A 25,560-nucleotide genomic window follows, 5' to 3' on the forward strand; every position below is an offset into this window, starting at 1 on the left:
GGGGGCTGGCTTGCTGGCGATGAGGCCAGTCCAGGCAATACAAGACAGTTGCTCCCACAGGTACTGTGCAGGTTTCGGGTGCACGCATCTGTGGGAGCGGCTTTAGCCGCGAACACCGGCAAAGCCGGTGCCATCCACCGCGATAGGCTCTTCGCGGATGAATCGGATCGCCGCACTCGACCGCATCAACTATTTCTCCAGCAAGGAAGAAGTGGCGCGCGCGGTGTTCATCGACGATGCGCTGCTGATGATCGAAGCCCTGGATGCCGCTGCCAACCCGACTGCGGGCATTGCCGAAAGGGTGGGGTGAACATCCGCCGGCCCATCCACCGTGGCCTGACCGACCCGGTCTGGGGCTGGTTCCTGGTGCATTCGGTTTACAGCATCAACGACATGATCGAGACCATGGGTAATCCGCTGGCCCGGGATATTCAGGTCGGTAACGATGAGGCCACGACCGGTCAAGCTGGCGCCCGCCGATAGGCCAGAAATTCGCGACCCTCACGCGAATTGAGGTTCAATGCCCACACCGGCCGTGGCAGGTCGAGCGCCCCTGAGCCCCAGTCCTGCAGGTAGTTCAACGAAAAGTCCACGCCGCGCCGGCAGGTGGCAGGGTCGATGCCCACGCTGACCATGGCCATGTGGACACAGGCATCCATGTATTCATTGACGTTGTCCACCCCTTGCAGGATGGCCTGGATGGAGTGGGCGGACGCGCCCAACAGGAAGTCGGTGGCGGCATCCAGGCGATCGAAGGCCAACTGGCCGGCAGCGCGGCCACTTTCCAGGTCGCGGCTCATGTATTCGGCCACCAGTGCATGGTGCGGCCACACATCCACACGGGTCACGAAGCCTGCCCACTTGCGGTCCAGCAGGGCGCGGACCAGGAATACCCGAAAACCGACCGAAATGCGTTTCCAGGGTTCTTCGAGGATGTCGTAGAGCGGCAGGATGTCGGTGGTCATCTGGTTGCTCAGCTCCTGGCCAAGCGCGATCAGCACTTGCTCCAGCGAGTCGAAATAACGATAGAAGGTGCCACGGGACACCTTGGCTTCGCGGATCACATCGTCGATCACCGGTGTGGCGCCAGCCGCTTCGGCAAACACCCGCATGGCCGAATCGAGCAACCGTGTGCGCATCATCAGGCGTTTCTTTTCTGCCATCCGCGGGCGATGGTCGGTGGTGGTGCGCCCGGCAGGGGCGAGTGAGTCGTGGCTGGGCATGGTCATCTCTTCCAGTGACAAAATGTCATTGTTAAAAACTATGCAGATCGTCTGGTAAATATATTTATTTGATCAAGGCTATTGAACACGGGCGTGTCTTGTCCTACATTCTAGTCAATGTCGGAATGACAAGCATGTTTCATCTGATGCTGCGTCAGGCAGGCAGTTTCGTCATAAAAACAACAGGAGACGAAAAATGATCGTTCAAGCCCTTACCCCTCGTCTGTCTCGTCCTCTTCCTCCGCCGCCGCGCCGCAAGCGCCGTCGTCTCTGATTTTTCATCTGCATTCGCTGTCATTTTCGGATAACCGGGAGCACTAGAGCCCTGTGTGGGCGTTGCCTGACCCGTTTGCCCGTGATGCCGTTCCGCTCGCCCGGGTTCGCCCGAGGTGTGGATTCGTTCGCCCACAATAAATAAATGACATTTTAGTCATTATTAGAAAAAGGTTGAAAGCCATGAAAGAAGCGATCAAAGAGTTTGATGTAAGCGTGCTGCCGGTGGCCGACCAGGGGCCTTCGCTAGAAGAGCTGGTCAAGCGCGCCGTGGCGCTGCAGCCCTTGCTGAGCAAGAATGCCGCCGACTCCGAGAACAACCGCCGTGCTGCCGAGGAGAATATCCAGGCGATCCGTGACGCTGGCCTGTTCCGCCTGATGGTACCCAAGCGTTTCGGCGGCCATGAAGGCACGCTGCGTTCGCACCTGGAGGTATCCGCGGCACTGGCAGAGGCATGCGGTGGCACCGCCTGGGTGGTGGCCTTGAGCAACGTCTGCGCCTGGTTCACTGGCCTGTTCGACGAGCGCGCGCAGCAAGAGGTATTCGGTGCCAACCCTGATGCCCGCGTGGCAGGCGTCTTCAATACCTCGCCGAGCACTCGCCGGGTAGAGGGCGGCCTGGTGATTTCCGGCAAGTGGTACGCCTCTTCCGGTAGCCTGCATGCCGACTGGGCGGCGGTCGGCGCCGAGGAGCGCGATGCCAACGGTGCCCTGGTGGGCCAGTACCTGGCGCTGATGCCCAAGGAGCAGTACCGCATCGACGATACCTGGTTCACCGCCGGCATGCGTGCCTCTGGCAGTAACTGCATCGTCGCCGACGAGGTGTTCGTGCCCGATCACCGCTTGCTGAACATGGGGGCGGCCATCGAGGGCGAATACGCCACCAGGTTCAAGGACGAGATCGCCTACCGGCCGTTGTTCGTACCGTTCGCCGCACTGATCCTCAACGGCCCGCAACTGGGCCTGGGGCGCGCCGCGCTGAAGTACGTGATCGACAACGCCCCGCGCCGCGCCGTGGCCTACACCTCGTTCGAGAAGCAGACCGACTCGGTGGTGTTCCAGACCCAGATCGCCGAAGCGGCGCTGAAGATCGACAGCGCCCACCTGCGGGCCATGCGCGCCGTCGACGAACTGGACGAAGCCGCTCGCCAGGGCGTCAAGATCGACATGCTCACCCGCGCCCGTATCCGTGCCGACGTCGGCCTGGTCAACACCCATATCACCGATGCCATCAACATTCTGCTGTCCGCCCATGGCGCCGGCAGTTTTGCCGAGAGCAGCCCGATGCAGCGCTGGTGGCGCGACTCCAACACCGCTGCGCGGCATGCCGTGGCATTGCCGGCGATTGGCCTGGAGTTGTACGGCAAGGCATTGCTGGGCGTGGACAACACGGTCACCGCGCTGATCTGACAGGAGGGCAGCCCCATGGATCCCAAACTTCTGCGCACGGTAATGGGCCAGTTCGCCACCGGCGTCACCGTGGTGACTTTCGTCGCCGATGGCGAGCCGGCCGGCATGACCGCCAATGCCTTCATGTCGGTATCGCTGGAACCGCCGCTGATCCTCATCTCGGTGCGCAATGCCTCGCGCTTCAACCAATGGGTGAAGGAAGGGGTGCGCTACGGCATCAATTTCCTTGCCGAAACCCAGCGTTCGCTGAGTGCCCACTTCGGTGGGCGACCGGAGGAAGGCCTGGCGCTGCCGTATTGCTTCCACGAGCAGACCCCGTTGCTCGAAGGCAGCCTGGTGCAGTTGGTGGCGCGCACGGTGGATGTGCATCCGGCCGGCGACCACCTGTTGTACATCGGCCAGGTCGAGCACCTGCGTATCGGTGAGCAACGCAAGCCACTGCTGTTCTACAGCGGCCGTTACCACCAGATGCACGCCCGTTCGCCATGCGTGGAGTGGAACGGCTGCCACGACGGCTGGTAAGTCGCGCGTACTGAAGTCGAGCACAAGTGCACCCAGGGTTGCCCGTGACCGGGCAGCGAGGGGCGACTTGTGCCTGTGAAACCTGATTTGAGCCTTATGCCATGACCGCCAAGATCACCGATTTACCGAGCGCTCGTACCGAACAGGACAGCGACCGCCAGGAAACCCACGAATGGCTCGATGCCCTGGAAGCCGTGGCGCGTAGCGCCGGCGGCGAGCGCGTCGATTTCCTCCTGCAGCGCCTGGCCGAGCACGCCAGCCACCTGGGCGTGCGCCCGGGCGCCCACCCTTACTCGCTGTACCAGAACAGCATCGCCCTGGAAGAGCAACCGGTATTTCCCGGTGACCTGGCCATGGAAGAGCGCATCACCTCGATCATCCGCTGGAATGCCCTGGCCATGGTGGCGCGGGCCAACAAGGCCTATGGCGAGTTGGGCGGGCATATCGCCAGCTACGCCTCGGCGGCGGAGATCTTCGAAGTCGGTTTCAACCACTTCTTCCGCGCCGACAGCGAGGCCGGCAAGGGCGACCTGGTGTACTTCCAGCCGCACTCGGCCCCGGGCGTGTATGCCCGGGCGTTCCTCGAAGGGCGCATGAGCGAGGAGCAACTGCAGCGCTACCGCCAGGAAGTGGATGGCGGCGGCTTGTGCTCCTATCCACACCCCTGGTTGATGCCGGACTTCTGGCAGTTCCCGACCGGCTCCATGGGCATCGGCCCGATCAGCTCGATCTACCAGGCGCGTTTCTTGCGCTACCTGCAGCACCGCAACCTCGCCGATACCGCGCAGCGCCACGTCTGGGGCGTGTTCGGCGACGGCGAGATGGACGAGCCGGAATCCATCGCGGCGCTGTCCCTGGCGGCGCGCGAAAAGCTCGACAACCTGACGTTCGTGATCAACTGCAACCTGCAGCGCCTGGACGGCCCGGTGCGTGGCAACGGGCAGATCATCCAGGAACTGGAGTCGCTGTTCAGCGGCGCCGGCTGGAACGTGATCAAGGTGGTCTGGGGTTCGGACTGGGACGCGCTGTTCGCCCGCGACCGCAACCACGTGCTGCTGCGCCGTTTCGCCCATACCGTCGATGGCCAGTACCAGACCCTGGGTGCCAACGATGGCGCCTACAACATGGAGCACTTCTTCGACCTCGACCCAGAGCTGCAAGCCCTGGTCGCGCACATGAGCCCGGCCGAGATCGATGGCCTGCGCCGGGGTGGTCACGATTTCCGCAAGCTGTATGCCGCCTTCGCCGCCGCCAAGGCGCACAAGGGCCGGCCGACGGTGATCCTGGCCAAGACCAAGAAAGGCTACGGCATGGGCCAGGCGGGTGAATCGCGCAATACCTCGCATATGCAGAAAAAGCTCGACGTCGAGGCGCTCAAAGCCTTCCGTGACCGTTTCGCGTTGCCGATGGATGACCAGGCGCTGGAGGAAATGCGCTTCTACAAACCGGCCGAAGACAGTGCCGAAATGCGCTACCTGCATGCCCGACGCACCGAGCTGGGTGGCTACATGCCGCAGCGCAGCAGCCGGGCCGACGCACTGCCGGTGCCGGCGTTGGCGAGTTATGCGCAGTTCGCCCTGGCCCCCGACGACCGTGAAGCGTCGACCACCACCGCCGTTGTGCGGCTGTTCACCAACCTGCTCAAGGACAAGCAGCTCGGCCCGCGCATCGTGCCGATCGTCGCCGACGAGGCGCGCACCTTCGGCATGGCCAACCTGTTCCGCCAGGTCGGCATCTATTCGCCGGTCGGGCAGCTGTATGAGCCGGAAGATGCCGGGGCGATGCTCTATTACAAGGAGTCCAGGGACGGCCAGTTGCTGGAGGAAGGCATCACCGAAGCCGGGGCGATCTCGTCCTGGGTGGCGGCGGCGACCTCCTACAGCGTCAACGGCGTGCCCATGCTGCCGTTCTACATCTACTACTCGATGTTCGGTTTCCAGCGCATCGGCGACCTGATCTGGGCCGCTGCCGACCAGCGCGCCCGTGGCTTCCTGATCGGCGCCACCGCCGGGCGTACCACCCTGGCCGGTGAGGGCCTGCAGCACCAGGACGGCACCAGCCAGCTGATCGCCGCCACGGTGCCGAACTGCCGTGCCTACGACCCGGCGTTCGCCGCAGAAGTGGCGGTGATCATCGACCACGGCAGCCGGCGCATGCTCGAAGAACAGCACGACGAGTTCTACTACCTGACGGTGACCAACGAGAACTACGTGCAGGCACCGCTGGACGCTAGCCAGCACGCCGACGTGATCAAGGGCATGCGCCTGTTCGGCACGCGTGGCGAGGGCGCGCCTGCGGTACGCCTGCTTGGCTCCGGGGCCATCCTGCGCGAAGTGATCGCCGCCGCCGAGCTGCTGGCCGAAGAGTGGGGCGTGGCCAGCGAGATCTGGAGCGTCACCAGCTTCTCCGAGCTGGCCCGCGAGGCCCGTGAAGTCGAGCGCCAGCAGTTGTTCGCTGGCGACGACAGTGCCGGCACCAGCAGCCATCTGCAGGCCTGCCTGCCCGGCAGCACCCCGGTGGTGGCGGCCAGCGACTACGTGCGCAGCTATGCGCAACTGATCGCTCCGTACCTGCAGGCGCCATACACCGTGCTGGGCACCGACGGCTTCGGCCGCAGCGATACCCGCCCGGCGCTGCGCCGCTTCTTCGAAGTGGACCGCCAGCACATCGCCTTGGCGGCGCTGGCCAGCGTCGACCGCGACAAGCATGCCCAGGCCCGCGCGCGCTACGCCATCGATGGCGCCAGCGCTGCCCCCTGGAACCGTTGAGGAGTGAACACCATGCAACAACTGATGGTTCCGGATATCGGCGACTTCAAGGACCTGCCGGTAGTGGAGGTGTTGATCAAGGCCGGCGACGTGGTCGCGGTGGAACAACCGCTGATCGTGCTCGAGTCGGACAAGGCGGTGATGGACGTACCCAGCACCTTGCAGTGCGTCATTCGCCAGGTGCTGATCAAACCGGGTGACAAGGTGTCGCGCGGTAGCGTGATCGCCGATATCGAAGTGGCTGGGGAGGGGGGTGCTGCACCTGCACCTGTTGCCGCACCCGCTGCATCCGCGCCAGCCTCCGCACCAGCTGTACCTGTACCCGCGCCCGTCGAGGCCGCGCCGGCACCTAAAGCCGAGCCCGTGGCTGCTGAAACGGTGCGCAAACCCCAACTGGCCCTGGCCGGCCCGGCCGTGCGCAAACTGGCGCGGGAACTGGCCGTGGACCTCGACCAGGTGCCGGCCACCGGCCCCAACGGCCGCTTGCTGCGCGAGGACGTGCTGGCCTTCGTCAAGGCCCAGCGCGAGCGACCCACGGCTGCCGCCAACGCTGGCGAAGGGTTGAACCTGCTGCCCTGGCCAGAGGTGGACTTCAGCCAGTTCGGCCCGGTCGAGCGCCGTTCGCTGTCGCGCATCAAGCGCCTCTCGGCGGCCAACCTGCACCGCAACTGGGTGCGCATCCCCCACGTCACCAACCACAGCCAGGCCGATGTCACCGAGCTGGAGGCCCTGCGCGTGCAGCTCAACCAGGAAGCGCGCGACGGCCAGGCCAAGGTCACCCTGCTGGCGTTCCTGATCAAGGCCTGCGTGGCGGCGTTGCAGCGCTTCCCGCAGTTCAACGTGAGCCTGGAAGGCGACGAGGTGGTGCAAAAACACTACTACCACATCGGTTTTGCCGCCGACACGCCCAATGGCCTGGTGGTGCCGGTGATCCGCGATGCCGACCGCAAGGGTATCGCCGCGCTGGCCGCGGAAATGGCCGAGCTGTCGCAGCAGGCGCGCGCCGGCAAGCTGTCGCCGGCCCAGATGCAGGGCGGCTGCTTCTCCATCTCGTCGCTGGGTGGCATCGGTGGCGGGCACTTCACCCCGATCATCAATGCCCCCGAGATGGCGATCCTCGGCGTCGGCCGCGCCGACTTGCAACCGCGCTGGGACGGCAGCGCCTTCCAGCCGCGCCTGCAGCTGCCGCTGTCGCTGTCCTGGGACCACCGTGCGGTGGACGGTGCCGAGGCCGGCCGCTTCCTGGCCTACCTGGCGACCCTGCTCGGCGACTTCCGACGGGTGTTGGTCTGACAACAACAAGAAGGAGAACCGAAATGAGCGTTTCCCAAGCCCGCACCGCGGTGATCGCCGAAGGCGAGCGCGTGGTGCCGATGAAAATGGCGCACCTGGTGTTCCGCTGCGCCGACCGCAAGGCCATGGTCGACTGGTACCGCAAGCTGTTCCAGGCCGACCTGGTGTTCGAGGACGAAATCCTCACCTTCATCACCTACGATGACGAGCACCATCGCCTGGCCTTCTTCAACATGCCGCACCTGCCGCCGAAGTCCGACGAAGTCACCGGCGTGCACCACATCGCCTACAGCTACGCGCGCATCGACGACCTGCTGCGCACCTACCTGCGCCTGAAGGAGGAGGGCATCCGCCCGTACTGGTGCATCAACCACGGCCCGACCACCTCGCTGTATTTCCGCGACCCGGAAGGCAATGACATCGAGCTGCAGGTGGACAACTTCAGCGAGGCCGCCGACGCGGCGGCGTTCTTCCACAGCGAAACCTTCGCCAACGACCCCATCGGCCTGGAGTTCGACCCCGACACCATGGTCGAGCTATGGCTCGCAGGCGCCAGCGAAACCGAGCTGTGCCGCTTGGGCACCGCCGGCACCGGCACCCGCACCTTGCTTGGATGAGGAAAGACCTATGAAGCTGTGCACGTTCAAGACCCCCGGTGGCCTGACAGGCATCGGCATCGTGACGGAAGATGGGCTGATTCGCATCGCCGATCATTTGTCTGCCGCGCCGCGCGACATGCTCGGGCTGATCGACGAATGGCGGCTCTGGCAGGAGCCGTTGCAGCGCCTGGCGCAGATCCAGCCGGTGGACTTCGGCCTCGACGAAGTCACCCTGCTGGCGCCGGTGCCGCGCCCGGGCAAGATCCTCGGCATCGGCCTGAACTACGCCGACCACGTCGCCGAGTCCGGCATGGCCACGCCCGCCGACCAGTTGTGGTTCGCCATGATGAATACCACGGCCAACGCGCCCTTCGCGGCGATCGACGTGCCGCGTGTGTCGGAGCAACTGGACTACGAGGCCGAGATGGTCTTCGTGATCGGCAAACGCTGCCGCCACGTGACCCGCGAGCAGGCGCCGGAGATGATCTTCGGCTACTGCGTGGGCAACGATGTGAGCGTCCGCGACTGGCAACTGCGTACCTCGCAGTTCGTGCTTGGCAAGTCGTTCGACGGGCATGCGCCGTTCGGGCCTTGGCTGGTGACCCCGGACGAAGTGGGCAACCCGCACGAGCTGGGCATCCGCTGCTTCGTCAACGGTGAGAAACGCCAGGACTCCAACACCCGTGAGCTGATCTTCGACTGCTACCAGCAGATCGAGCACTTGTCGAAAGTGATGACCCTGGAACCTGGTGACGTGATCTACAGCGGCACGCCGGGCGGGGTAGGGGTTGGCTTCAAGCCGCCGCGCTGGTTGCGCGCGGGCGACCGGGTGCGGGTGGAGATCGACGGCCTGGGCGCGATCGACAATGTGGTGCGTGCAGAACCGACGGGGAGCGACAGCCATGCCGGTTGAAACGATCGAGCAGCACATCCTCGGCCTGGAAAGCGAGCGCTGCCGCGCCCTGGTCGAGCGTGACCTGCAGGCGCTGGCGGCACTGATGGACGACGCGCTGGTGCATGTGCATGCCACCGGCAAGGTGGACGACAAGGCGCAATACCTGGAGATGGTCGCCGAGCACATCGACTTTCTCAGCGTCGAGCGTGCCGACATGCGTGTGCGCGTGAACGGCGACACGGCCATCGCCAGCGGCCGCCTGGAGCAGACCATCGTGCTGCGCGCGAGCGGTGAGCAGCGACTGATGAGGGCCTACGCCACCCAGGTGTGGCTACGCGGGGAGGACGGTTGGCGCCAGTGCGCCTTCCACGCCACCAATACCTGACCCATGCAAACCCGCGGGCTGGCAACGGCCCGCGCCGGCAGGGATGCCGGGCCTTGCACCAACGACGATAAAAAACAACAACAAGAGTCCCTATCGATGAACAATATCCGGGTGAAAGCGCTGGGTGCGGTATTGGCCGCCTTCGCGATAATCGATTGCCATGCCGAGCCGGGCGACGAGCCGGCCGAAGGCACGCTGTTTCGCCAGTTGTTCGGCGACAGCCTGGAGCGCGACTACGGCATCACCACTTCCTTCCTGCTCGATATCGGTTATTCCCGCAACAACCGCTCTACCCACGATGAGCGCCGCGATGGCCTCAGCAATCTACCTGTCACCGGTTTTTCCGATGAGGGCTTCGAACTGGGCAGCTTGCATCTGTTCGTCGACAAACCGCTCAAGGCCAACTTCATCCCGCGCATCACCCCCTTGCCTGGCCCCGCACCCGATACGGCCGATTTCGGCTTCACCTTTGAAACCCTGTATGGGCGCAATGCGCAGTTTTCTAGGGCCTTTGGCTGGGACATGCACTGGGACGTCAATTCACCGGGCGATGACGATACCGACAAGGCCCGGCGTGACAGGCAGAACTTCGTCTCCACACCCAACCTGGCCGCCACGGCATATCTGCCCTACGGGCCGGGCTTCACCCTGATGGCGGGTATCTTCGGGCCCGCCTTCGGCTACGAGATTCCGCCGAACATCCGCCTGGCTCGCAACCCCTTCGCCAGCCGCACCTATGCCTTCGTCAGCAACCTGGTGACGGTCAGCGGGGTAATGGTGAGCAGTCGCATCGTCGACAGTCCCCAAGGGTTGCTGGGCGTGGAACTGGGCGTGGCGCAGGGCTGGAGCAACCTGCGCGACAACAACGACGACAAGGCGCTGTTCGGCGCGTTGCGCTGGCGTACGCCGGACATGAATACCTGGATCGACTACGAGTTCATGGTGGGCAACCAGGAGAACGAAAGCGTCAAGGATGTTCAGGCCCCGACTTCACGGCTGATTTCCCCGGACGGCCAGCTCCGGCAGCAGCATTCGTTGAACGGTTGGCACCGCTTCGACGAGCGCTGGTCGATGGGCGCCGAACTGGTCTACGGCCGGCAGGACGGCGACGGCAAACCGACGACGGTGGACATCCTTACCGGGCCTGGCTTCGATGGCGCCCATTGGTGGGGCGTCAATGCGGTGCTTACCTATCAGATCAGGCCGAACCTGTCGTATTCGGTACGTGGGGAGCATTTCAGCGACCCGGATGGTTTCACGCTGTTTCCCACGACCACCGCGCGCGGTGACTTCAACGCGATCACCACGGGGTTTCGCTACGATTTCAACAAGTACCTTTCGCTGCGTCCGGAGCTGCGCTACGACTGGTTCGATGCCCGCGAGCACGACCGCCCGTTCGGCAACGGCCGTGATCGCAGCCAGTTGACCGCGATGGTGGAGGCGCTGTTCTATTTCTGATCATCGATGAAAAAAACCCCGGCAGCTCGAGCTGCCGGGGCCTTCGCTGGCGAGTTTCAGCGGCGAGTGGCGCAATGCCGGGCGAATGCCAGTTGTTGCAACTGGAACGCTTCACCCACATGGTGGAAGTCGATGCAGTGACCTGCCCCTCTCAGGATCGCGGCATCCATGTCAGGGCAATTCACGAATGCCTGGGCAAACCGTTGCACCGTCGCTTCGTCAACCGGCCACAGCCGTTCGAATTCAGGCTGACGGTAATGCACCGGAACCTTGACCTGTTCTGCCAGGCGAGCAACCTGCTTCGGCCAATACATGCCGATATCGACCAGCTCACTGCGTGGTGCGGGCGCTGCGGCTGCATAACTGGCGTGAGGCATGACGCCAGGTTCGTAGGTATCCGCTGGGCCGAAGAAGAAGCCGTCCATGGCCTCGGGCGGAACGCTGACCAGAGGCTGGTCGGCAGGCACGCCGTTCCATTTGTCCTTGGAGGCCGCTACAGGGTCCAGCCCTACACCCGAGATGGCGATACCCAGCAGTGGCCAGGCAGGCTGGTGCGCGGCGATGGCGATGCTGATGGCAGCGCCGATCGAATGGCCGATGAGCACGATGCCGGAGCAGCTTCGGTGCGGGTAGCTGTTCCACAGGTCGTGGATCGCCGAGTCGAGGATCTGCGCATTGTCGGTAATGCTTGGAGCGTTCGCGGCGTAGTCTGCACTCAAGCCATAGCCTGGCCGATCAATGGCGAAGATCGGCAACTGCCGGGCCTCGGCTCTGTCCAGCAGCGAATACCCAGGTACGTCGAAATACCTGGAAGAATAGGTGCCGCCATGGATGGCGATGATCAGCGGGTGCTGGTCCTCGCTTGCGGTTTCCGGTACGCGCCCGCGGCCAGACATGGAAATCCCCAGCCCGCGAAAGACGAAATCCTGCTTGCACATGCGTGGTACTCCTTTCTTGTTGTTGTGTGTCGGGACGACCAGCTGTCAGGCCGCAAGCCAAGCTTGTGCGGACTGGCGCATGGTGCGTTCGAGCTCGCTGCCGCGGGTGGCGAAGGTGCGGCCGAGGGGGAAACCGCTTACCTCCAGCAGATAGGCGAGGGGTGCATATTCACGCGGATAGCGTGCCACTATCTGTGTATCGACCGGCATCGGTCCACGGGGGAAGTTGAAGCTGCCCATGTCATAGATGCTCTGGCGTTTGACCAGCTTCCACTGGCCGTCGCGTTTTTCCGCAAGGTCGTAGAAACGGTTGTGCACGCTGCACCCCAGATCCAGCCGAACGTTTTCGGCAATGATCACCGCATTGGTTTCGACGATGGCACGGTCGCCGTTCATTTCCACCACAGGGGTGCCAATCAGGTGTTTGGTGCGCAGATCGGAAGCGCCCATGCGTTGCGAGCCGGCGATGAATTCGCTGAACGGGCCTTCGAACCAGGTGACTTCGATTATCCCGTCGGGGTGGAACAACGCGGCCAAACGCTCCCATTGGCCAAGATCGCGGTGAATCCAGCCAGTCATGAGGTCGGAGATTTGCTGGCGGTCCTGTAGGTAGCTGTGCATGGTGAACTCTCTTGCAGGGGAAGAAGTTGACTGAGCATCTTCCCCTTGGGTGGCAAACTCAAATAGATTGATCTGAACGATCAATCATTAAAAATGAAGGGTTTGCGATCATGGATCTGCGCCACCTGCGGTATTTTCTTGCCGTTGCCGAAGAAGGACACTTTGGCCGCGCTGCCCAGCGGCTGCACATCGTGCAGTCTGCACTGAGCATGCAGATACGGGGGCTTGAGGAGGAGCTCGGTGGCCCATTGTTCGTGCGGACCAGCCGCCGGGTGGAGTTGACCGAAGCCGGCATGCTGCTGCGTAGCGAGGCAGAGCGTACCCTGGCCCAGGCCGCACATGCCCAGAACACGGTGCAGCGGGCGATACGCGGGGAAATGGGCACGGTGCGCATCGGCTTTGCCGGCAATGCGGTGTTCAGTGGGCGCTTGATGACCGCGGTACGGGCGTTCCACGCCGCCTATCCGCAGGCTGAGCTGGTGCTGCGCGAGCTGGCGCCGCAGCAGCAGGTCGAGGCGGTGCAGGCAGGCCAGCTGGATGTCGGCTACGCGCCCAGCCACGGCGGTCAGGTAGTCGACGAGACGCTATGTTTCGAACGTATCGGCACCTGGCCATTGCTGGTGGCGATGCCTGATAGTCATCCGCTGATCGATGTCAGCCCCTTTGAGGTAGCCATGCTCGGCAGCGAGTCACTGATCGTCTACGCCGCCCACGGTGCCGACGAGAATATGCTTCGCAGCTTGCGCCGGGCGCTGGGGCGCGAGCCCAAGGTGCACCGCACCGGCAGCACCTTGAGCGTTCTGGCGCTGGTGGCTGCTGGCATGGGGGTGGCGCTGGTGCCTGAGCCGTTGGCGCAAGTCAGCATCCCCGGCGTGGCTTACCGCCGTCTCGATGGCGTGGAGCAACAAGCCGACCTGTTGTTGGTCAGCCGCAATGGCGAGAGTAATGGTGCCGTGCGGGCATTTCTGGGCATTGCCCGCAATGCCGTGGCGGCCGGGTAGTTGCAAGGCGTCACTGTGGGGTTTATCGAGGCGTCGAACCGCCGGGAAGCAGGCGCCGCGGTGGATGGCACCGGCTGCGCCGGTGTTCGCGGGCATGCCCGCTCCCACAAGGATTTGCGCAAGCTTTTAGATTTTGAGCAAGACAGTTGCTCCACAAAGATTGCTGTTCGGCTCAACGGCAGCCATAGGTCGACAGCAGCCCTTCGCGACAGTCCATCGCCGGCAAGCCGGCTCCCACAGGAATATCGCCAGCCTCCAGGCCTGCTCTGTACCTGTGGGAGCCGCGCTTGCCGGCGATGGGCCGCGAAGCGGCCCCAACATCCAGGCGTGCGCCATGGGTCGCTAGCAGCCGGGCAGCACTGACCGCTTACGGTCCAGGCTGTGTGAAAACTGCCGGATCGATTCGGCTGGTTGAAAAATAACCTAGATTTCGCGTTTCTACGCGAATTCTGGGTTGGCTGAGTGGCTAAGCCTTTTCAGATTTCAAGCAGGAACGCGCTCTTCGAGGAGCCGCGTGGGTTTTCACACAGCCTGGGTCGACTACGGTCAGTCGCGCCGATAGCTTTCGACCCGACCCGGACGTTCGCCAAGGGCTGAACAGGCACCTCTCAGGAAATCGGTCGGCGCGTAGCGAGAATGGCAACACCAAAGCAGATAAACGTCGAGCCGACCAATCTGCTGATCCACACGGAAAACGCAGGCCGGCTCAGCATGCCTTTGGCTTGCGCCGCAGCAGCGGCATACAGGCTCAATGAAGCCAGTGACAGCCCCATGAATATCGCCGTGAGAAGCAGAAACTGCGGCAGCATTGCCGCGCCTTGGTCGATGAATTGCGGGAACAGCGCAGTGAAGAATATCGTGGCCTTTGGGTTGGTGGTCGCCGTGAGAAAGGCCGATTTATACAGCTTCAAACGCGACGGCCTATATGTTTGTCCGTCTGGGTGTACTTCCTGGGCAAGTACCGAGCCCTTCTTGAACAACTGCCTGGCCCCCAGATAGAACAGATAGCCAGCGCCCAAGATCTTCACAACGCTGAACATCCACTCAGAGCTTGCGAGCAGAGCGCCTAATCCGAGCATCGCCGCAGCCGACAAGCAGAACAGCCCGGACGCATTGCCTATTGATGACCATATGGCGTAACGCGGTCCGTAGGCCAGGCTGTTATTGATCGCCATCAAGGTCGCAGGCCCGGGGCTCGCAATGGCAATGGCTGCCACCACGGTAAAAGCAAGAATTGAATGCAGATCCATTTTTCACGTTCATCGATAAGTGTGAAAGAACATCCTACAAGGCGCCCTGCAAGTGCCTGAACACCGCAGCCATGACAATGCCTGCCGCAATTGCGGGTAATGGCTTACGCAGCGCCAACATCACGATTGCCGTCGTCAACAAGGCAAGCCGTGCGCCGTTATCGCCGCTAACCGCCAATGGTGCAAGGACCGCCACCAGCACCGAGCCGGACATGGCGCCGATGAACTGCTGCACTCTGTAGTTGATGGGAACGAAGGCCATCACGAACACGCCTCCCCAACGGGTCGCCAGGGTGACCACGGCCATGATGAGAATGATGAAGAAGGTGCCCAGGCCAGTGCTTTCAATGTGCATCTTTCTTCTCCATCCAGACAGCGCCCAACAGACCGCCAGCCAATGCGCCAGCTACGACATGACTGTTTTCAGGCAAATACCTGTACGCAAGCAATGACGCGCCAGCTGCCACGCTCCAGATGACCAGCATGCGCAGGCTCTTCTTCCCGCCGATCACCATCGCAAGCAAAAAGCAGCCCATCACCATATCCAGGCCCAGACTTACCGGGTTATGAATCGCGCTACCAAAATACAGACCCAGCCAGCTGCCGAGCGTCCATGCCGACCACAAGGCAAGACCACCACCAAACAACAGCCCCATGCCTGGTTTTCCGCCATTGAGTGCTTGCATCGCCATCGCCCAGTTGGCGTCGGAAACTACAAGCATCACACCGTAGCGCTTGGCCCGGGGCAGCTCACGCAGCCAGGGATACAAGGTTGCCCCCATCAACAAGTGCCGGGCATTAATTGCGAATACCGTGATAATCAACGGAACGACCGGAACATGCTGCCCCCACAGATCAAGAACCGCAAACTGCGCCGCGCCCGCAAACACCAAGGCGCTCATTAGCACAGTTGAGAATTCGCTCAAGCCTGTCTGCGCGGCGGCAAGGCCGAAGGCCACTGCAAAAACCACAACGAACGAGGAAATCGGTAACAGCTGCTTGAAGCCACTCCATACCTCATCTCTATCAAGCCCGACCGAGCCACTGCTGATACTCAACAAAATTTCCTCTCCTCTGCCACGGCACGGCAATTCATGCGGTATTTTGCGGGGTCGACTGGAAGCCAGAAAAGCGAATAAGTGTTATAAAAGGCATTCGATTTTCGAATGGGCGGGTTCGACGGTGCAATCCAAGGATTTGCAGATCGATTGGCTACGGACGTTCGTTGCGGTCGTTGATACTGGTTCCATGACAGCGGCGGCTCGACAGATCGCGCGTTCTCAATCTGCCGTAAGCATGCAATTGAAGAAGCTCGAAGACAGCGTAGGTCGACCACTTCTGAATCGGGAGCCGAGGCAGCTTTCATTAACGCCGGCAGGCTTTGATCTGCTGGGGCACGCGCGAAAGCTGTTGGCGTCCCACTCCGCCCTGGTGCTTGCGATGCATGGGGGAGCACTCTCCGGAAGGGTGACCTTCGGTGTACCCGATGACTATGCAGAACCCTACCTTGTGCCAGTACTCAAAAGCTTTACCACCCGCTTTGGCGAAGTCGAAGTAACCCTTGTCTGTGAAGAGTCCACCGCACTGTTGGCCAAAGTCGATCGAGGCGAAATCGATTTGGCGGTTGTCACCCGTGATGCACCCTCGCGCGGTGCGCTGCTCTTCAGGGAAGCGCTGGTGTGGGGAGCAGACGAGCAGCACGAAGTCTGGAAACGCGATCCGCTGCCGATTGCGGTTCATGAGCTCGGTGGGCGCTTGCGCACCGAAATCCTGGCGGCGCTTGACGTTCAACAACGCGAGTACCGTGTCGTTTACAACAGCCCGAATGTGGGCGGCCAGATAGCCGTTGCACTGAGCGGCATGGCGGTCGCAGTACTGACCCGATGCAGCCTTCCTCCAAGCCTGAAGATGCTTGACGGACGCCAAGGGTTGCCCGAGCTTCCCGTGGTGGAGGTCGTACTCATCCGTAGCCGGGATTCAAAAGGGTCTCGTGCCGTAGACGCCATGTATGAGCAAGTCATGAGCACCCTCAGGGATCCACTGGTCATTGAATGACGTGGGCAATTCGGTTTGTGGCTGTCCGCTATCGACCAAAGCAGACGCTGAAAGATAACTGGCTTCGCAAGCGCGCAGCGCACTCTGGGTGAGCGGGTTTATCGAGGCGTCGAACCGCCGCGAAGCAGGCGCCGCGGTGGGTGGCACCGGCTGTGCCGGTGTTCGCGGGTAAACCCGCTCCCACACACGCGACTAGTCGCTCGCCGCTAGCGACAGCCGCTCAGCCAGGCGGGTGTTGCGAATCACCCATTTCTCTAACTCGACCACCAGATACACCAGCAGCCCGGCACCGATGACTTTCCCCCACTCCTGCAACGTCAGGTCGGTAGAGCCGAAGATCTCCTGCATGATCGGTGCGTGGGTGAAGAGCAACTGCAACGGGATACAGGCGGTAATCGCCAGAAGCACGTAAGGATTGCCGAGCAGCCCCTGGCGGTTGCTGACCGGCGCGATCAACGACCGGCTATTGATCAGATACAGCATCTCGGCGGCAACCACGGCATTGACCGCCATGGTGCGTGCTGTCTCGATGCTGGAGCCTTCGCCCAGTTGCCAGAGAAACAACCCGATCGCGCCCGCCATCATCAGCACTGAAACCATGACGATGCGCCAGATGAAAAAGCCGGAAAGCAGCGGTTCCCCAGGCGCCCGCGGAGGCCGGCCCATGATGCCTCGCTCGGCGGGCTCGAACGCGAGTGCCAGCCCCAGCGTGCTGGAGGTCACCATGTTGATCCACAATACCTGCGCGGGAGTGAGCGGCAATGCCAGCTCGAACAGGATGGCGGCGATCACCACCAGGGCTTCGCCGCCGTTGGTGGGCAACATGAACAGGATGAACTTCTTCAGGTTGTCGTAGACCGCCCGGCCTTCGCGCACCGCGGTGGCGATGGTGGCGAAGTTGTCGTCGGCGAGGACCATGTCGGCGGCCTCCTTGGCCGCTTCGGAACCCTTCATGCCCATGGCGATGCCGACATCCGCGCGTTTGAGCGCGGGGGCATCGTTGACGCCGTCGCCGGTCATGGCGACGATCTGGCCGTTGTCCTGCAACGCGGTCACCAGGCGCAGCTTGTGCTCCGGGCTGGCCCGGGCGAACACGTCCACGTCGGTTACCACCCGGCGCAGGGCTTCGTCGTTCATCGTCGCCACTTCGGCGCCGGTGAGGGTCGGCTTGCCGACGCCGATGGCCAGTTGGGCGCCGATGGCCCGGGCGGTTTCGGCATGGTCACCGGTGATCATCTTCACCCGGATGCCCGCCTGATGGCATTCGCCAACCGCCCGCATCGCCTCCTCGCGTGGGGGGGCGACGATCCCCACCAGGGCTAGCAAGGTGTATCCGCCATTCATGTCCTGCAGGCTCAGGCTGCCGTCGACGGGCGCCCCGGGCTTGCAGGCCAAGGCCAGCAGGCGCAGGCCCTGGGCTGCCGTATCAGTGGTCATGCGCCGCCAGTAGTCGACATCCAGCGGATGATCGCCATCGTGGCCCCGTTGGCTATCGCACATCTCCAGGATACGTTCGGGCGCGCCCTTGACGAAGATCCACGATTGCCCCTCGCCATCGCGATGATGGGTGGCCATGAAGCGATGTTGCGATTCGAACGGGATCGAGTCCAGACGGGCCCATTGCGTGGCGACGAACCCGGTCTTGTCGCCGAGCACCAGCAGGGCGCCCTCGGTAGGGTCACCCTCGACCCTCCACAAGTCGCCCTCATTGCGCAGATGCGCATCGTTGCACAACACGCCGGTGCGGATCGCCAGGCCCAGGGCCGGATAGTGGCTGGGGTCGATGATTCGTCCGTCGATGCTGCAATCGCCCACGGGGGCATAGCCGACGCCGCCGATGTCGAACACGTGGCCTGCGCATACCACGCGTTGCACGGTCATTTCATTGCGGGTCAAGGTGCCGGTCTTGTCAGAGCAGATCACGGTCACCGAACCCAGCGTTTCCACTGCCGGCAACAGCCGGATGATCGCATTGCGCCGGGCCATGCGCTGTACCCCCAGGGCCAGCGTCACGGTCATGATTGCCGGCAAGCCTTCGGGGATGGCCGAGGCGGCGAGGGCGACCGCCATCATGAACATTTCCGCCGGCGGATGACCGCGCCAGAGCGTGCCCAGGACGAAGGTGGCGGTGCACACAGCGAGGATGGTCATGGCCAGCAGGCGGCCGAAGCGGTCGACCTTGCGCAGCAGCGGGGTGGCCAGGGTATGGATGTCGACCAGCATCTGGTTGATCTTGCCCAGCTCGGTCATGACGCCGGTGCCGACGACGATGCCTCTGGCCTGGCCATGGACCACCACGGTCCCGGCGTAGGCCATGCCGTGCCGATCGCCCAGGGGCGCGTCGGCCGGGGCGGTGTGGGTGTCCTTTTCCACCGGCATCGACTCGCCTGTCAATGCCGCTTCTTCAACACGCAATGCTTTGACCGCGATCAGGCGCAGGTCGGCCGGCACCCGGTCCCCGGAAGCCAGCAGGACCAGGTCGCCCGGTACCAGGTCAGCGGCGTCGATCTCCTGTGTGGTGCCGTTGCGGATCACCATCGCATGGGGCGCGAGCATCGCCCGGATGGCGTGTAAGGCACGCTCTGCCTTGCCTTCCTGGATGAAACCGATGATCGCGTTGATCACTACGGCGCCGAGCAGGACGCAGGTGTCGACCCAATGGTCGAGCACGGCGGTGATTACCGCCGCGGCGATCATGACGTACAGCAGGATGTTGTGAAATTGCGCCAGAAAGCGCAGCAGCGGCCCGCGACGCTTGGGCGGGGCCAGTTTGTTGGGCCCATATCGGACAAGGCGCTCGGCCGCCTGTGCGTCTTCCAGTCCATCCGGCCCGGTGTGCAGCAGTTGCTCGACTTCCGTGACCGTGAGCGTCTGCCAGGTGGGCGGCAAATGGGGCTTGGGCGGATCGGTAAAGGGAACTGTCATGGGCTCAGGTCTTCCGCGTCCAGGAGATGAAACCGCACGAACTACAGTGACACCAGCACGTCGCACTGCGACTCGCTGAGCACATGCTTGGTGATGCTGCCGACCAACAGTTCTTCCAGCGCGCTTTCGCCTTGTTTGCCCATCACGATCAGGTCGCAATCCAGCTCCTGCTCCTGTTCGACGATGCGCCAGGAGGGGTCACCGTGCACCACCACCTGACGTGCAGCGGGCAGCCCGGCTGCCTCGCTCAGCGCCGCGAGTTTTTCCACGGCGTCTTTCTTGATGACCGTGCGGTAGTGATTGAGGGTGTCATGGTCAACGTTGGCAAAGCGCATGCTGCCCTCGAAGGGGGCTTCGAACACGTGCAGCAGGGTGATCTGGGCCTGTGGTGCGATGGCCCGGGCAACCTCGATCGAGCGTAGCGATACCGGCGAGAAATCGACCGGCACCAGCAAGCTGCGGTACTCACAGCGTGGAGCCTGCTTGACCACCAGCAAAGGGCAAAGCATACGGCTGAGCATTCGCTGCACGGTCGAGCCCAGCAGCAGATGACGGGCCAGGCTCTGGCCCTTCGCGCCACAGACCAGCAGGCTGGTACGTTGGTCCTGCACCTGGCGGGTGATTTCGCTGACGACCGAGCCGGGCATGACATGCGCGCCAGCGGCCACCTCATAGCGCTGGTAGAGCAGCTCGGCCAGCTCGTGGGCTTTTTCTCGTGCGCTATCGAGCACGCGTTCGAGCAGGTCGTCATCAGGTGCGATTATCTGCCTGAGGCGCTCGAAGGGCGCCGGGTTGGCGACGTAGAGCAAGTCCAGTGAAGCGTCCAGCGCCTTGCTCACCAGTGCGGCCCGCTCTGCGGCGTGGCGGGCAGCTGTGGACAGGTCGGTGGCAACCAGTATGTGGCTCAACGTGGACATGGCGGTCTCCTTGAGGCAGCGCTGTGTGACCGAAGGGCGAGGCGTTGGCCCATTGTCGGTCCGTTGTATGTTGCCGATCATCGTCGCGTGAACCGGGCCCGACGTTTTGATCTGCATCAATGGTGCGAGGGCACTCACGCAGGGAAGTAAAGCCGGTAGTCGTGCATGGCCCAGCGCGATGGCCAAAGCAGGCCTGCCAGGCAGCGACATATTGGTCCTCTACGAGGATGCAATTTGTTGAATTGACTAAGGTTTTTGCTTGGAGGATGGGTTTGCCGGGGGCGTCGGATTGACGGTATTGTTTTGTTTCAAAATGGTTCTGAGGACAGCTGAGATGGGCAAACAAGCCACCTCGCGTGTTGCTGGCGCTAACCGAAGATGTGAGTAAGCCCTTGGCGATAAGTCGTGACCTTGAACTCCGGGAAACGCTGTTTGTACTTCGAGGAGTCGAACAGGTTGTCGTGCGCGTAGCGCGGCAGCAGCTCCCGCAACTCTCGCACCTGCTTGGAGAACAGGCCAGCGGCCGTCAAGGTGCACTTGCCAAGAACTTTGTAGGAAGGCTCCCTGCCAAGGATCTCGGACGCCAGGGCGACGAACTGCTGGTAGGTCAGGCGGTCGTCATCGCAGGGAAGGTGCCAGGTTTGTCCGAACGTGTCTGGTGTATTGCCCAGGGCGGCCAGCGCGCGGCTCGCATCTGGGGTCCAGATGAGTGTGCGCTTGGTATCGTCCCGGACTGGCACGCGGGGTGTCTTGCCAGCTTTCATGTTGTCGATGATCAATGTGTTGGTGATGCTCTGCGTCTTGTCTGGCCCGTAGAACTCGGGGGCTCGGCCGATGACCACAGGGATATCGCCTCGCTGCATTTCCTGCAGCACCATGGATGCCATTTGCGCACGCACCCGACCTTTGCGGCCGACCGGCTCGAACGGAGCGTTCTCGCTCAGCATGCGGTCATCCTGCGGATACATATAGGTATTGTCGAAGTAAACGAATTTGGCATCGGCTGCGCGAGCCGCATCGAGAGCGTTTCGCAGCATCGCAGGGAACTGCGTTTCCCATAGTCGTGTGTCGGGTGGCAAACCGGCCGTGAAGTAGACGATGCTACTGCCTTTGACAGCCTTGCCCGCCTGGCTGGCATCGAGCAGATCCGCCGATACCAGCGTGTCGGATTGATTGACTTTGCGCGGGTTTCGGCTTACCAGCCTGATATCCTCCGTGAAAGTACGGCTCAGTTCTCGCGCCAACTCCACGGCAATCTGGCCGGTTGCTCCTAGAACGGTTTGCATGAGGTCTCCTTGAAACGTTTGAGAATGTGTCAGGGCTGGCAGGTGTTCGTGATGACTGGTCCCGCGCCTGTCAGATCGAGTGCCGCCCGCGCGGCGCTCGCTCTACGCCCCTCAGCACCTAAGACAAGCACCGATCACGGGCCTCTGCGGTCGATCAATCGCCAGCGTTCAGGGCCGTCAGCGGCTTGGGCGCATAGAGGGCGCTCTGGAACTCCGGCACATATTCGTATTTCACCATCTTGCCCAGCTGCAACGAGCGGATGTAGGCCGACAGGCTGCCCTCGCCGAGTATCAGGTGGGCCGAGTCCGCGCTGGAGCTCGATGCGTGGCGGGTCTGCCGGGACGTCGCATAGCCGTAGCTCAGCTGGCCGTTGTGGTCGAGGTTGGTGAATCTGTTCGTCACCAGGCCGACTTCGCTGGACAGGTCTTCTAGCTTCTTCGCTGTGAAAACTACATCGATCTTGCCGGTCTGGGCGTCGACGATATCGTAAGTCACGGTGGCGGCTTCCTCGCGACGATCGATGTCCGTCAGCCATTTCGGCAGGTTGTAGCCAACCACGCCACGTACACGAGCGAGCTCGGTGTTCACCGGTAGTTTGAGCACGTAACCCCAGAAGTCCTTGGACATCGATTGCCCGATCAAACTGAAGGGGCCGAGATTGGACTTGCCTGGCTTGTTGGTGATGATCGACAAGGCGATTTCGTTGTAGCTGTCGTTGTCGCAGTAGTCATAGGTGTAGGCGGTGAAAGCCACCAGACCACGCCCTGGCCATACTTGAAGGGGCTGCACCTGCTCGAGCACTTCGGCGGGCATCAGTTCGCGCAGGCGGTCGATGTCTGCCGTGTAAACGGCGGTTACCCGGCTGTTCTTGTAGTAGAAGTTCGGCGAGTACGACTCGAAGCCGATGTCGACCTTGGTCTTTTCCAGGCCTTTGAACCAGCTCAAGTCCATGCCCGGCGCCGCGGCCTGGATCACTGACAAGGGAGGGTTGGAGCGGTAACGGTCGTACAACCCGCCTTTGAGGACCGGCACCGGGTGGCCTGCGATGTCGATCACCGTGGTCTCGGCATGCTTGGGGATGCCGGTGGTGTCCGCCAGGGCGGCGTTCGCAGTGGGCACCAGGAGTGCACTTGTCATGGCGACGACGGTTCCGAGTTTCACTTTTCAGTCTCTCCAGAGAGTTGCATCACGCTTGATGAGTACGGCAAGGCACTTACCTTAACTTTAAACTTAACTTTAATGTCAAGGGCGGAGATAACGGCTTTTTCACCTCGAGCACAGGCGCCCTTTTCGAGGGGCGCCGGCTCACTGGCTATGTCTGGATCGAGGAGGTGCTGGCAGGGGTTGCCAGCAAGGTGGCGTACAACGCCGAGCAAGAAATGAAACGCCGTGGCGCGCGTTACGAAAAGGCCTTGCTGCCGTTTACGTCCAAGGTCGTGGTCGATGGGCGACTGCACATTGGGGCCGCTGTGCAGCCCATCGCAGGCAAGCCAGCTCCCACAGATACCGCGCAGATCTCAAGCTTTGCGCAGTCCCTGTGGGAGCCCATCGCCGGCCAGCTCCTACAGGTACCGCGCAGATCTCAAGCTTTGCGCAGCCCCTGTGGGAGCCCATCGCCGGCAAGCCAGCTCCCACAGGTACCGCGCAGATCTCAAGCTTTGCGCAGTCCCTGTGGGAGCCCATCGCCGGCAAGCCAGCTCCCACAGGTACCGCGCAGACCTCAAGCCTTGCGCAGTTCCTGTGGGAGCTGGCTTGCCAGCGATGGGCCGCACAGCGGCCCCAAATGGCGCTTACCCACGGTTCTTGCGCTATCGCCATAGCCTTGTTCGAGTGCCACCAGCGCGGGCATGTCGAGAATCTCCACGAGCCTGCCACGTAGGCTGACGATGCCTAGCGTACGCAAGCGGGCGACTGAGCGGCACACGGTTTCCAGCCTTAATCCCAGGTATGAGGCCATGTCTTCGCGGGACATGCGCAGCATGAAGCCATGGGCAGAATAGCCGCGGCTGACAAAGCGCCTGGACAAGCCCAGCAGGAAGTTGGCCAGGCGCTCCTCGGCGGTGAGGTTGCAGAGCATCAGCACGCGTTCATGCTGGCGAACGATTTCCTTGCTCATCAAGCGATTCAGGCTTTGCTGCAAGACAGGAAAGTCATGCGCCAGGGCTTGTAGCCGGCGATAGGGGACAGGACAGACCTCACTGTCTTCCAGGGCAATGGCGTCGCACACATGACGCTCGGTGGCGATGGCATCGAGCCCCAGCACATCGCCCGACATCCAGAAGTTGATCACCACGCCTTGGCCTTCAGCCGTATTGAGGCTGGTTTTGAAGCTGCCGCAATGAACGGCATACAGCGTGGTCAGTGGGTCGTTGGCGTTGAACAGCGCCGCGCCTTTGCGAACGCGCATGCGCGGGCCGATAAGCGCGCCCAGGCAACTGTTGTCGTGTATGGGCAACCCGGTGGGCAAGCACAGGCCGCTGACACGACAGTCTTGGCAAAGGGTTGCCAAGGGCTTCAGATGAATCGGGTTTCCCGAGCACGACGGTACCGGCTGGTCGAAGAGGGTGACTTTCAGTTGATCGGGCATCTTCAGGCCTCTCGATGCAAAGCGAAGGCATCCCTGCTGGCAGCGGACTCAGGGGGTGATCGCTACTTTCATCACCCCGTCGCGCTGGTTGGCGAACAACGCGTAGGCGGCTTCGATGTCATCGAGCCGAAACCTGTGGGTGACCAAGGGCGAAACGTCCACCCGGCCACTGGCGACGACCTCCATCAGCCGACGCATGCGCTCCTTGCCGCCCGGGCAAAGGGTAGTCACGATGCGGTAATCGCCCAGGCCGGCGGCGAACGCACCCAGGGGGATGCTGAGGTCGGCGCTGTACACGCCCAGGCTCGACAAGGTGCCGCCCGGGCGCAGCACGCGCAGTGCCGATTCGAAGGTGGCCTGGGTGCCCAGGGCTTCAATCGCCACATCCACGCCGCGGCCATCGGTGAGCGCCATGATCTGCTCCACCACGTTGCCCTGTTTGAAGTCGACCACGTAGTCGGCGCCAAGCCGGCGGGCAACGCTGATTCGCGCTGCAACCGTGTCGACGCCGATGATGGTGGTCGCGCCCAACATTCTGGCACCGGCGATGGCGCACAGGCCGATCGGCCCCAGGGCAAACACGGCCACCGTGTCACCGACGGTCACACCGCCCCGTTCCGCGCCGGAAAAGCCGGTGGACATGATGTCGGGACACATCAGCACCTGCTCGTCAGTGAGCCGGTCGGGAATAGGGGAGAGGTTGGCCATGGCGTCCGGCACCCGAACGTATTCGGCCTGGCAGCCATCGATGACATTGCCTAGCTTCCAGCCACCGATGGCCTTGAAACCATGCAGGGTGCCGGCGCCGTCCTGGGAGGCGCAGCCACACAGGCAGGCATTGCTGTGGCCGCTGGGCGTGATGGCGCCGGCGATCACCCGTTGCCCTTCATGAAAACCCTGGACCTGCGAGCCCAGTTTCTCGATCACGCCCACAGGTTCATGGCCCACGGTCAGGCCTTTGGCCACTGGGTATTCGCCCCGCAGGATATGCACATCGGTGCCGCAGATCGTTGTAGTGGTGATGCGAATCAATGCATCCAGTGGCCCGATGTCAGGGACCGGTTTGTCATCCAGCACGATGCGATTCTTGTCGACAAAAACCGCCGCTTTCATGAGTGCCATGGCATGCCTCCGGGGCATTGCGTGGTGGTGG

23 protein-coding genes and 1 pseudogene are annotated in these 25,560 nt (G+C 62.6%); 12 read left to right on the forward strand and 12 right to left on the reverse strand.

Going from position 1 to position 25,560, the window contains the following annotated elements; genetic code table 11:
• The first annotated feature begins 157 nt into the window (after positions 1 to 157).
• Positions 158 to 310, forward strand: a complete 153-nt coding sequence (locus TZ03_RS31060; protein WP_160297732.1) for a hypothetical protein — start codon at positions 158 to 160, stop codon at positions 308 to 310.
• A gap of 151 nt (positions 311 to 461) precedes the next feature.
• On the opposite strand, the gene TZ03_RS00865 is transcribed toward TZ03_RS31060, so the two are convergent.
• Positions 462 to 1,223 (reverse strand): TetR/AcrR family transcriptional regulator, encoded by a 762-nt coding sequence (locus TZ03_RS00865; protein WP_051095402.1) that lies wholly within the window; start codon positions 1,221 to 1,223, stop codon positions 462 to 464.
• A gap of 456 nt (positions 1,224 to 1,679) precedes the next feature.
• On the opposite strand from TZ03_RS00865, the gene TZ03_RS00870 reads away from it, so the two are divergent.
• The 8 genes from TZ03_RS00870 to TZ03_RS00905 all read left to right on the forward strand — a co-directional run bounded on the left by TZ03_RS00870 (position 1,680) and on the right by TZ03_RS00905 (position 10,826).
• Positions 1,680 to 2,906 carry an acyl-CoA dehydrogenase family protein gene (locus tag TZ03_RS00870; RefSeq protein ID WP_082056501.1) on the forward strand — a complete coding sequence of 409 codons (1,227 nt, stop codon included), beginning with the start codon at positions 1,680 to 1,682 and terminating at the stop codon, positions 2,904 to 2,906.
• 15 nt (positions 2,907 to 2,921) lie between these two features.
• Complete coding sequence (locus TZ03_RS00875; protein WP_051095106.1) at positions 2,922 to 3,428, forward strand: flavin reductase family protein; 507 nt, start codon at positions 2,922 to 2,924, stop codon at positions 3,426 to 3,428.
• Positions 3,429 to 3,529: 101 nt separating this feature from the next.
• A complete protein-coding gene (gene mdeB / locus TZ03_RS00880) occupies positions 3,530 to 6,196 on the forward strand; it encodes an alpha-ketoglutarate dehydrogenase (protein WP_051095107.1) in 2,667 nt (888 codons plus the stop codon).
• 12 nt (positions 6,197 to 6,208) lie between these two features.
• Positions 6,209 to 7,489, forward strand: a complete 1,281-nt coding sequence (aceF, locus tag TZ03_RS00885) for a dihydrolipoyllysine-residue acetyltransferase (RefSeq protein ID WP_053388378.1) — start codon at positions 6,209 to 6,211, stop codon at positions 7,487 to 7,489.
• 23 nt (positions 7,490 to 7,512) lie between these two features.
• On the forward strand, positions 7,513 to 8,106 hold the full coding sequence (locus TZ03_RS00890; protein WP_051095108.1) for a VOC family protein: 594 nt from the start codon (positions 7,513 to 7,515) through the stop codon (positions 8,104 to 8,106).
• A 10-nt stretch (positions 8,107 to 8,116) separates the two neighbouring features.
• Positions 8,117 to 9,001: a fumarylacetoacetate hydrolase family protein gene (locus TZ03_RS00895; protein ID WP_051095110.1), complete on the forward strand. Its 885-nt coding sequence runs from the start codon at positions 8,117 to 8,119 to the stop codon at positions 8,999 to 9,001.
• A complete protein-coding gene (locus tag TZ03_RS00900) occupies positions 8,991 to 9,368 on the forward strand; it encodes a nuclear transport factor 2 family protein (RefSeq protein ID WP_051095112.1) in 378 nt (125 codons plus the stop codon). Before TZ03_RS00895 ends, TZ03_RS00900 begins: the two co-directional genes overlap by 11 nt.
• Before the next feature lie 96 nt (positions 9,369 to 9,464).
• A complete protein-coding gene (locus TZ03_RS00905) occupies positions 9,465 to 10,826 on the forward strand; it encodes an outer membrane beta-barrel protein (RefSeq protein ID WP_051095114.1) in 1,362 nt (453 codons plus the stop codon).
• Between the two features lie 56 nt (positions 10,827 to 10,882).
• Here TZ03_RS00905 and TZ03_RS00910 read toward each other — a convergent pair whose 3' ends face one another.
• Positions 10,883 to 11,764 carry an alpha/beta fold hydrolase gene (locus TZ03_RS00910; protein ID WP_051095116.1) on the reverse strand — a complete coding sequence of 294 codons (882 nt, stop codon included), beginning with the start codon at positions 11,762 to 11,764 and terminating at the stop codon, positions 10,883 to 10,885.
• A gap of 45 nt (positions 11,765 to 11,809) precedes the next feature.
• Complete coding sequence (locus TZ03_RS00915) at positions 11,810 to 12,385, reverse strand: nuclear transport factor 2 family protein (RefSeq protein WP_051095118.1); 576 nt, start codon at positions 12,383 to 12,385, stop codon at positions 11,810 to 11,812.
• 110 nt (positions 12,386 to 12,495) lie between these two features.
• Between TZ03_RS00915 and TZ03_RS00920 the strand changes: the two genes are divergently transcribed.
• Entirely contained in the window at positions 12,496 to 13,386 is an 891-nt protein-coding gene (locus TZ03_RS00920) for a LysR substrate-binding domain-containing protein (RefSeq protein WP_051095121.1), read from the forward strand.
• Positions 13,387 to 13,994: 608 nt separating this feature from the next.
• Here TZ03_RS00920 and TZ03_RS00925 read toward each other — a convergent pair.
• Genes TZ03_RS00925 through TZ03_RS00935 form a run of 3 tightly spaced genes read right to left on the reverse strand, consistent with a single transcriptional unit; the run spans position 13,995 to position 15,697 of the window.
• The gene (locus TZ03_RS00925; protein ID WP_051095122.1) at positions 13,995 to 14,636 is read right to left on the reverse strand and encodes a LysE family translocator; all 642 of its coding nucleotides are present in this window, start codon (positions 14,634 to 14,636) and stop codon (positions 13,995 to 13,997) included.
• Positions 14,637 to 14,670: 34 nt separating this feature from the next.
• Positions 14,671 to 14,991: an AzlD family protein gene (locus TZ03_RS00930; protein WP_051095123.1), complete on the reverse strand. Its 321-nt coding sequence runs from the start codon at positions 14,989 to 14,991 to the stop codon at positions 14,671 to 14,673.
• On the reverse strand, positions 14,981 to 15,697 hold the full coding sequence (locus TZ03_RS00935; protein ID WP_051095124.1) for an AzlC family ABC transporter permease: 717 nt from the start codon (positions 15,695 to 15,697) through the stop codon (positions 14,981 to 14,983). The genes TZ03_RS00930 and TZ03_RS00935 overlap by 11 nt, the downstream gene beginning before the upstream one ends.
• A 121-nt stretch (positions 15,698 to 15,818) precedes the next feature.
• Here TZ03_RS00935 and TZ03_RS00940 point away from each other — a divergent pair, with 121 nt between their 5' ends.
• Complete coding sequence (locus TZ03_RS00940; protein WP_051095126.1) at positions 15,819 to 16,691, forward strand: LysR family transcriptional regulator; 873 nt, start codon at positions 15,819 to 15,821, stop codon at positions 16,689 to 16,691.
• Between the two features lie 192 nt (positions 16,692 to 16,883).
• Here TZ03_RS00940 and TZ03_RS00945 read toward each other — a convergent pair whose 3' ends face one another.
• From TZ03_RS00945 to TZ03_RS00960, 4 genes are all read right to left on the reverse strand, one after another.
• Complete coding sequence (locus TZ03_RS00945) at positions 16,884 to 19,616, reverse strand: cation-transporting P-type ATPase (RefSeq protein WP_051095129.1); 2,733 nt, start codon at positions 19,614 to 19,616, stop codon at positions 16,884 to 16,886.
• A gap of 41 nt (positions 19,617 to 19,657) precedes the next feature.
• Positions 19,658 to 20,533: a universal stress protein gene (locus TZ03_RS00950; RefSeq protein WP_051095131.1), complete on the reverse strand. Its 876-nt coding sequence runs from the start codon at positions 20,531 to 20,533 to the stop codon at positions 19,658 to 19,660.
• Between the two features lie 368 nt (positions 20,534 to 20,901).
• A complete protein-coding gene (locus TZ03_RS00955; protein ID WP_051095134.1) occupies positions 20,902 to 21,819 on the reverse strand; it encodes an NAD-dependent epimerase/dehydratase family protein in 918 nt (305 codons plus the stop codon).
• A 154-nt stretch (positions 21,820 to 21,973) separates the two neighbouring features.
• Positions 21,974 to 22,957 (reverse strand): acetoacetate decarboxylase (ADC), encoded by a 984-nt coding sequence (locus TZ03_RS00960; protein WP_152645342.1) that lies wholly within the window; start codon positions 22,955 to 22,957, stop codon positions 21,974 to 21,976.
• Between the two features lie 149 nt (positions 22,958 to 23,106).
• On the opposite strand from TZ03_RS00960, the pseudogene TZ03_RS28085 reads away from it, so the two are divergent.
• Positions 23,107 to 23,283: pseudogene (locus tag TZ03_RS28085) on the forward strand (type 1 glutamine amidotransferase domain-containing protein); the annotation flags it as partial.
• 257 nt (positions 23,284 to 23,540) lie between these two features.
• Here the strand turns inward: TZ03_RS28085 and TZ03_RS00965 are convergent.
• Both TZ03_RS00965 and TZ03_RS00970 read right to left on the reverse strand, forming a co-directional pair.
• Entirely contained in the window at positions 23,541 to 24,407 is an 867-nt protein-coding gene (locus TZ03_RS00965; protein WP_082056502.1) for a helix-turn-helix domain-containing protein, read from the reverse strand.
• A 48-nt stretch (positions 24,408 to 24,455) separates the two neighbouring features.
• Positions 24,456 to 25,529, reverse strand: a complete 1,074-nt coding sequence (locus tag TZ03_RS00970; protein WP_051095138.1) for an NAD(P)-dependent alcohol dehydrogenase — start codon at positions 25,527 to 25,529, stop codon at positions 24,456 to 24,458.
• Between the last annotated feature and the right edge of the window lie 31 nt (positions 25,530 to 25,560).

Source organism: Pseudomonas sp. 10-1B (assembly GCF_000935045.1).
GTDB lineage: Bacteria > Pseudomonadota > Gammaproteobacteria > Pseudomonadales > Pseudomonadaceae > Aquipseudomonas.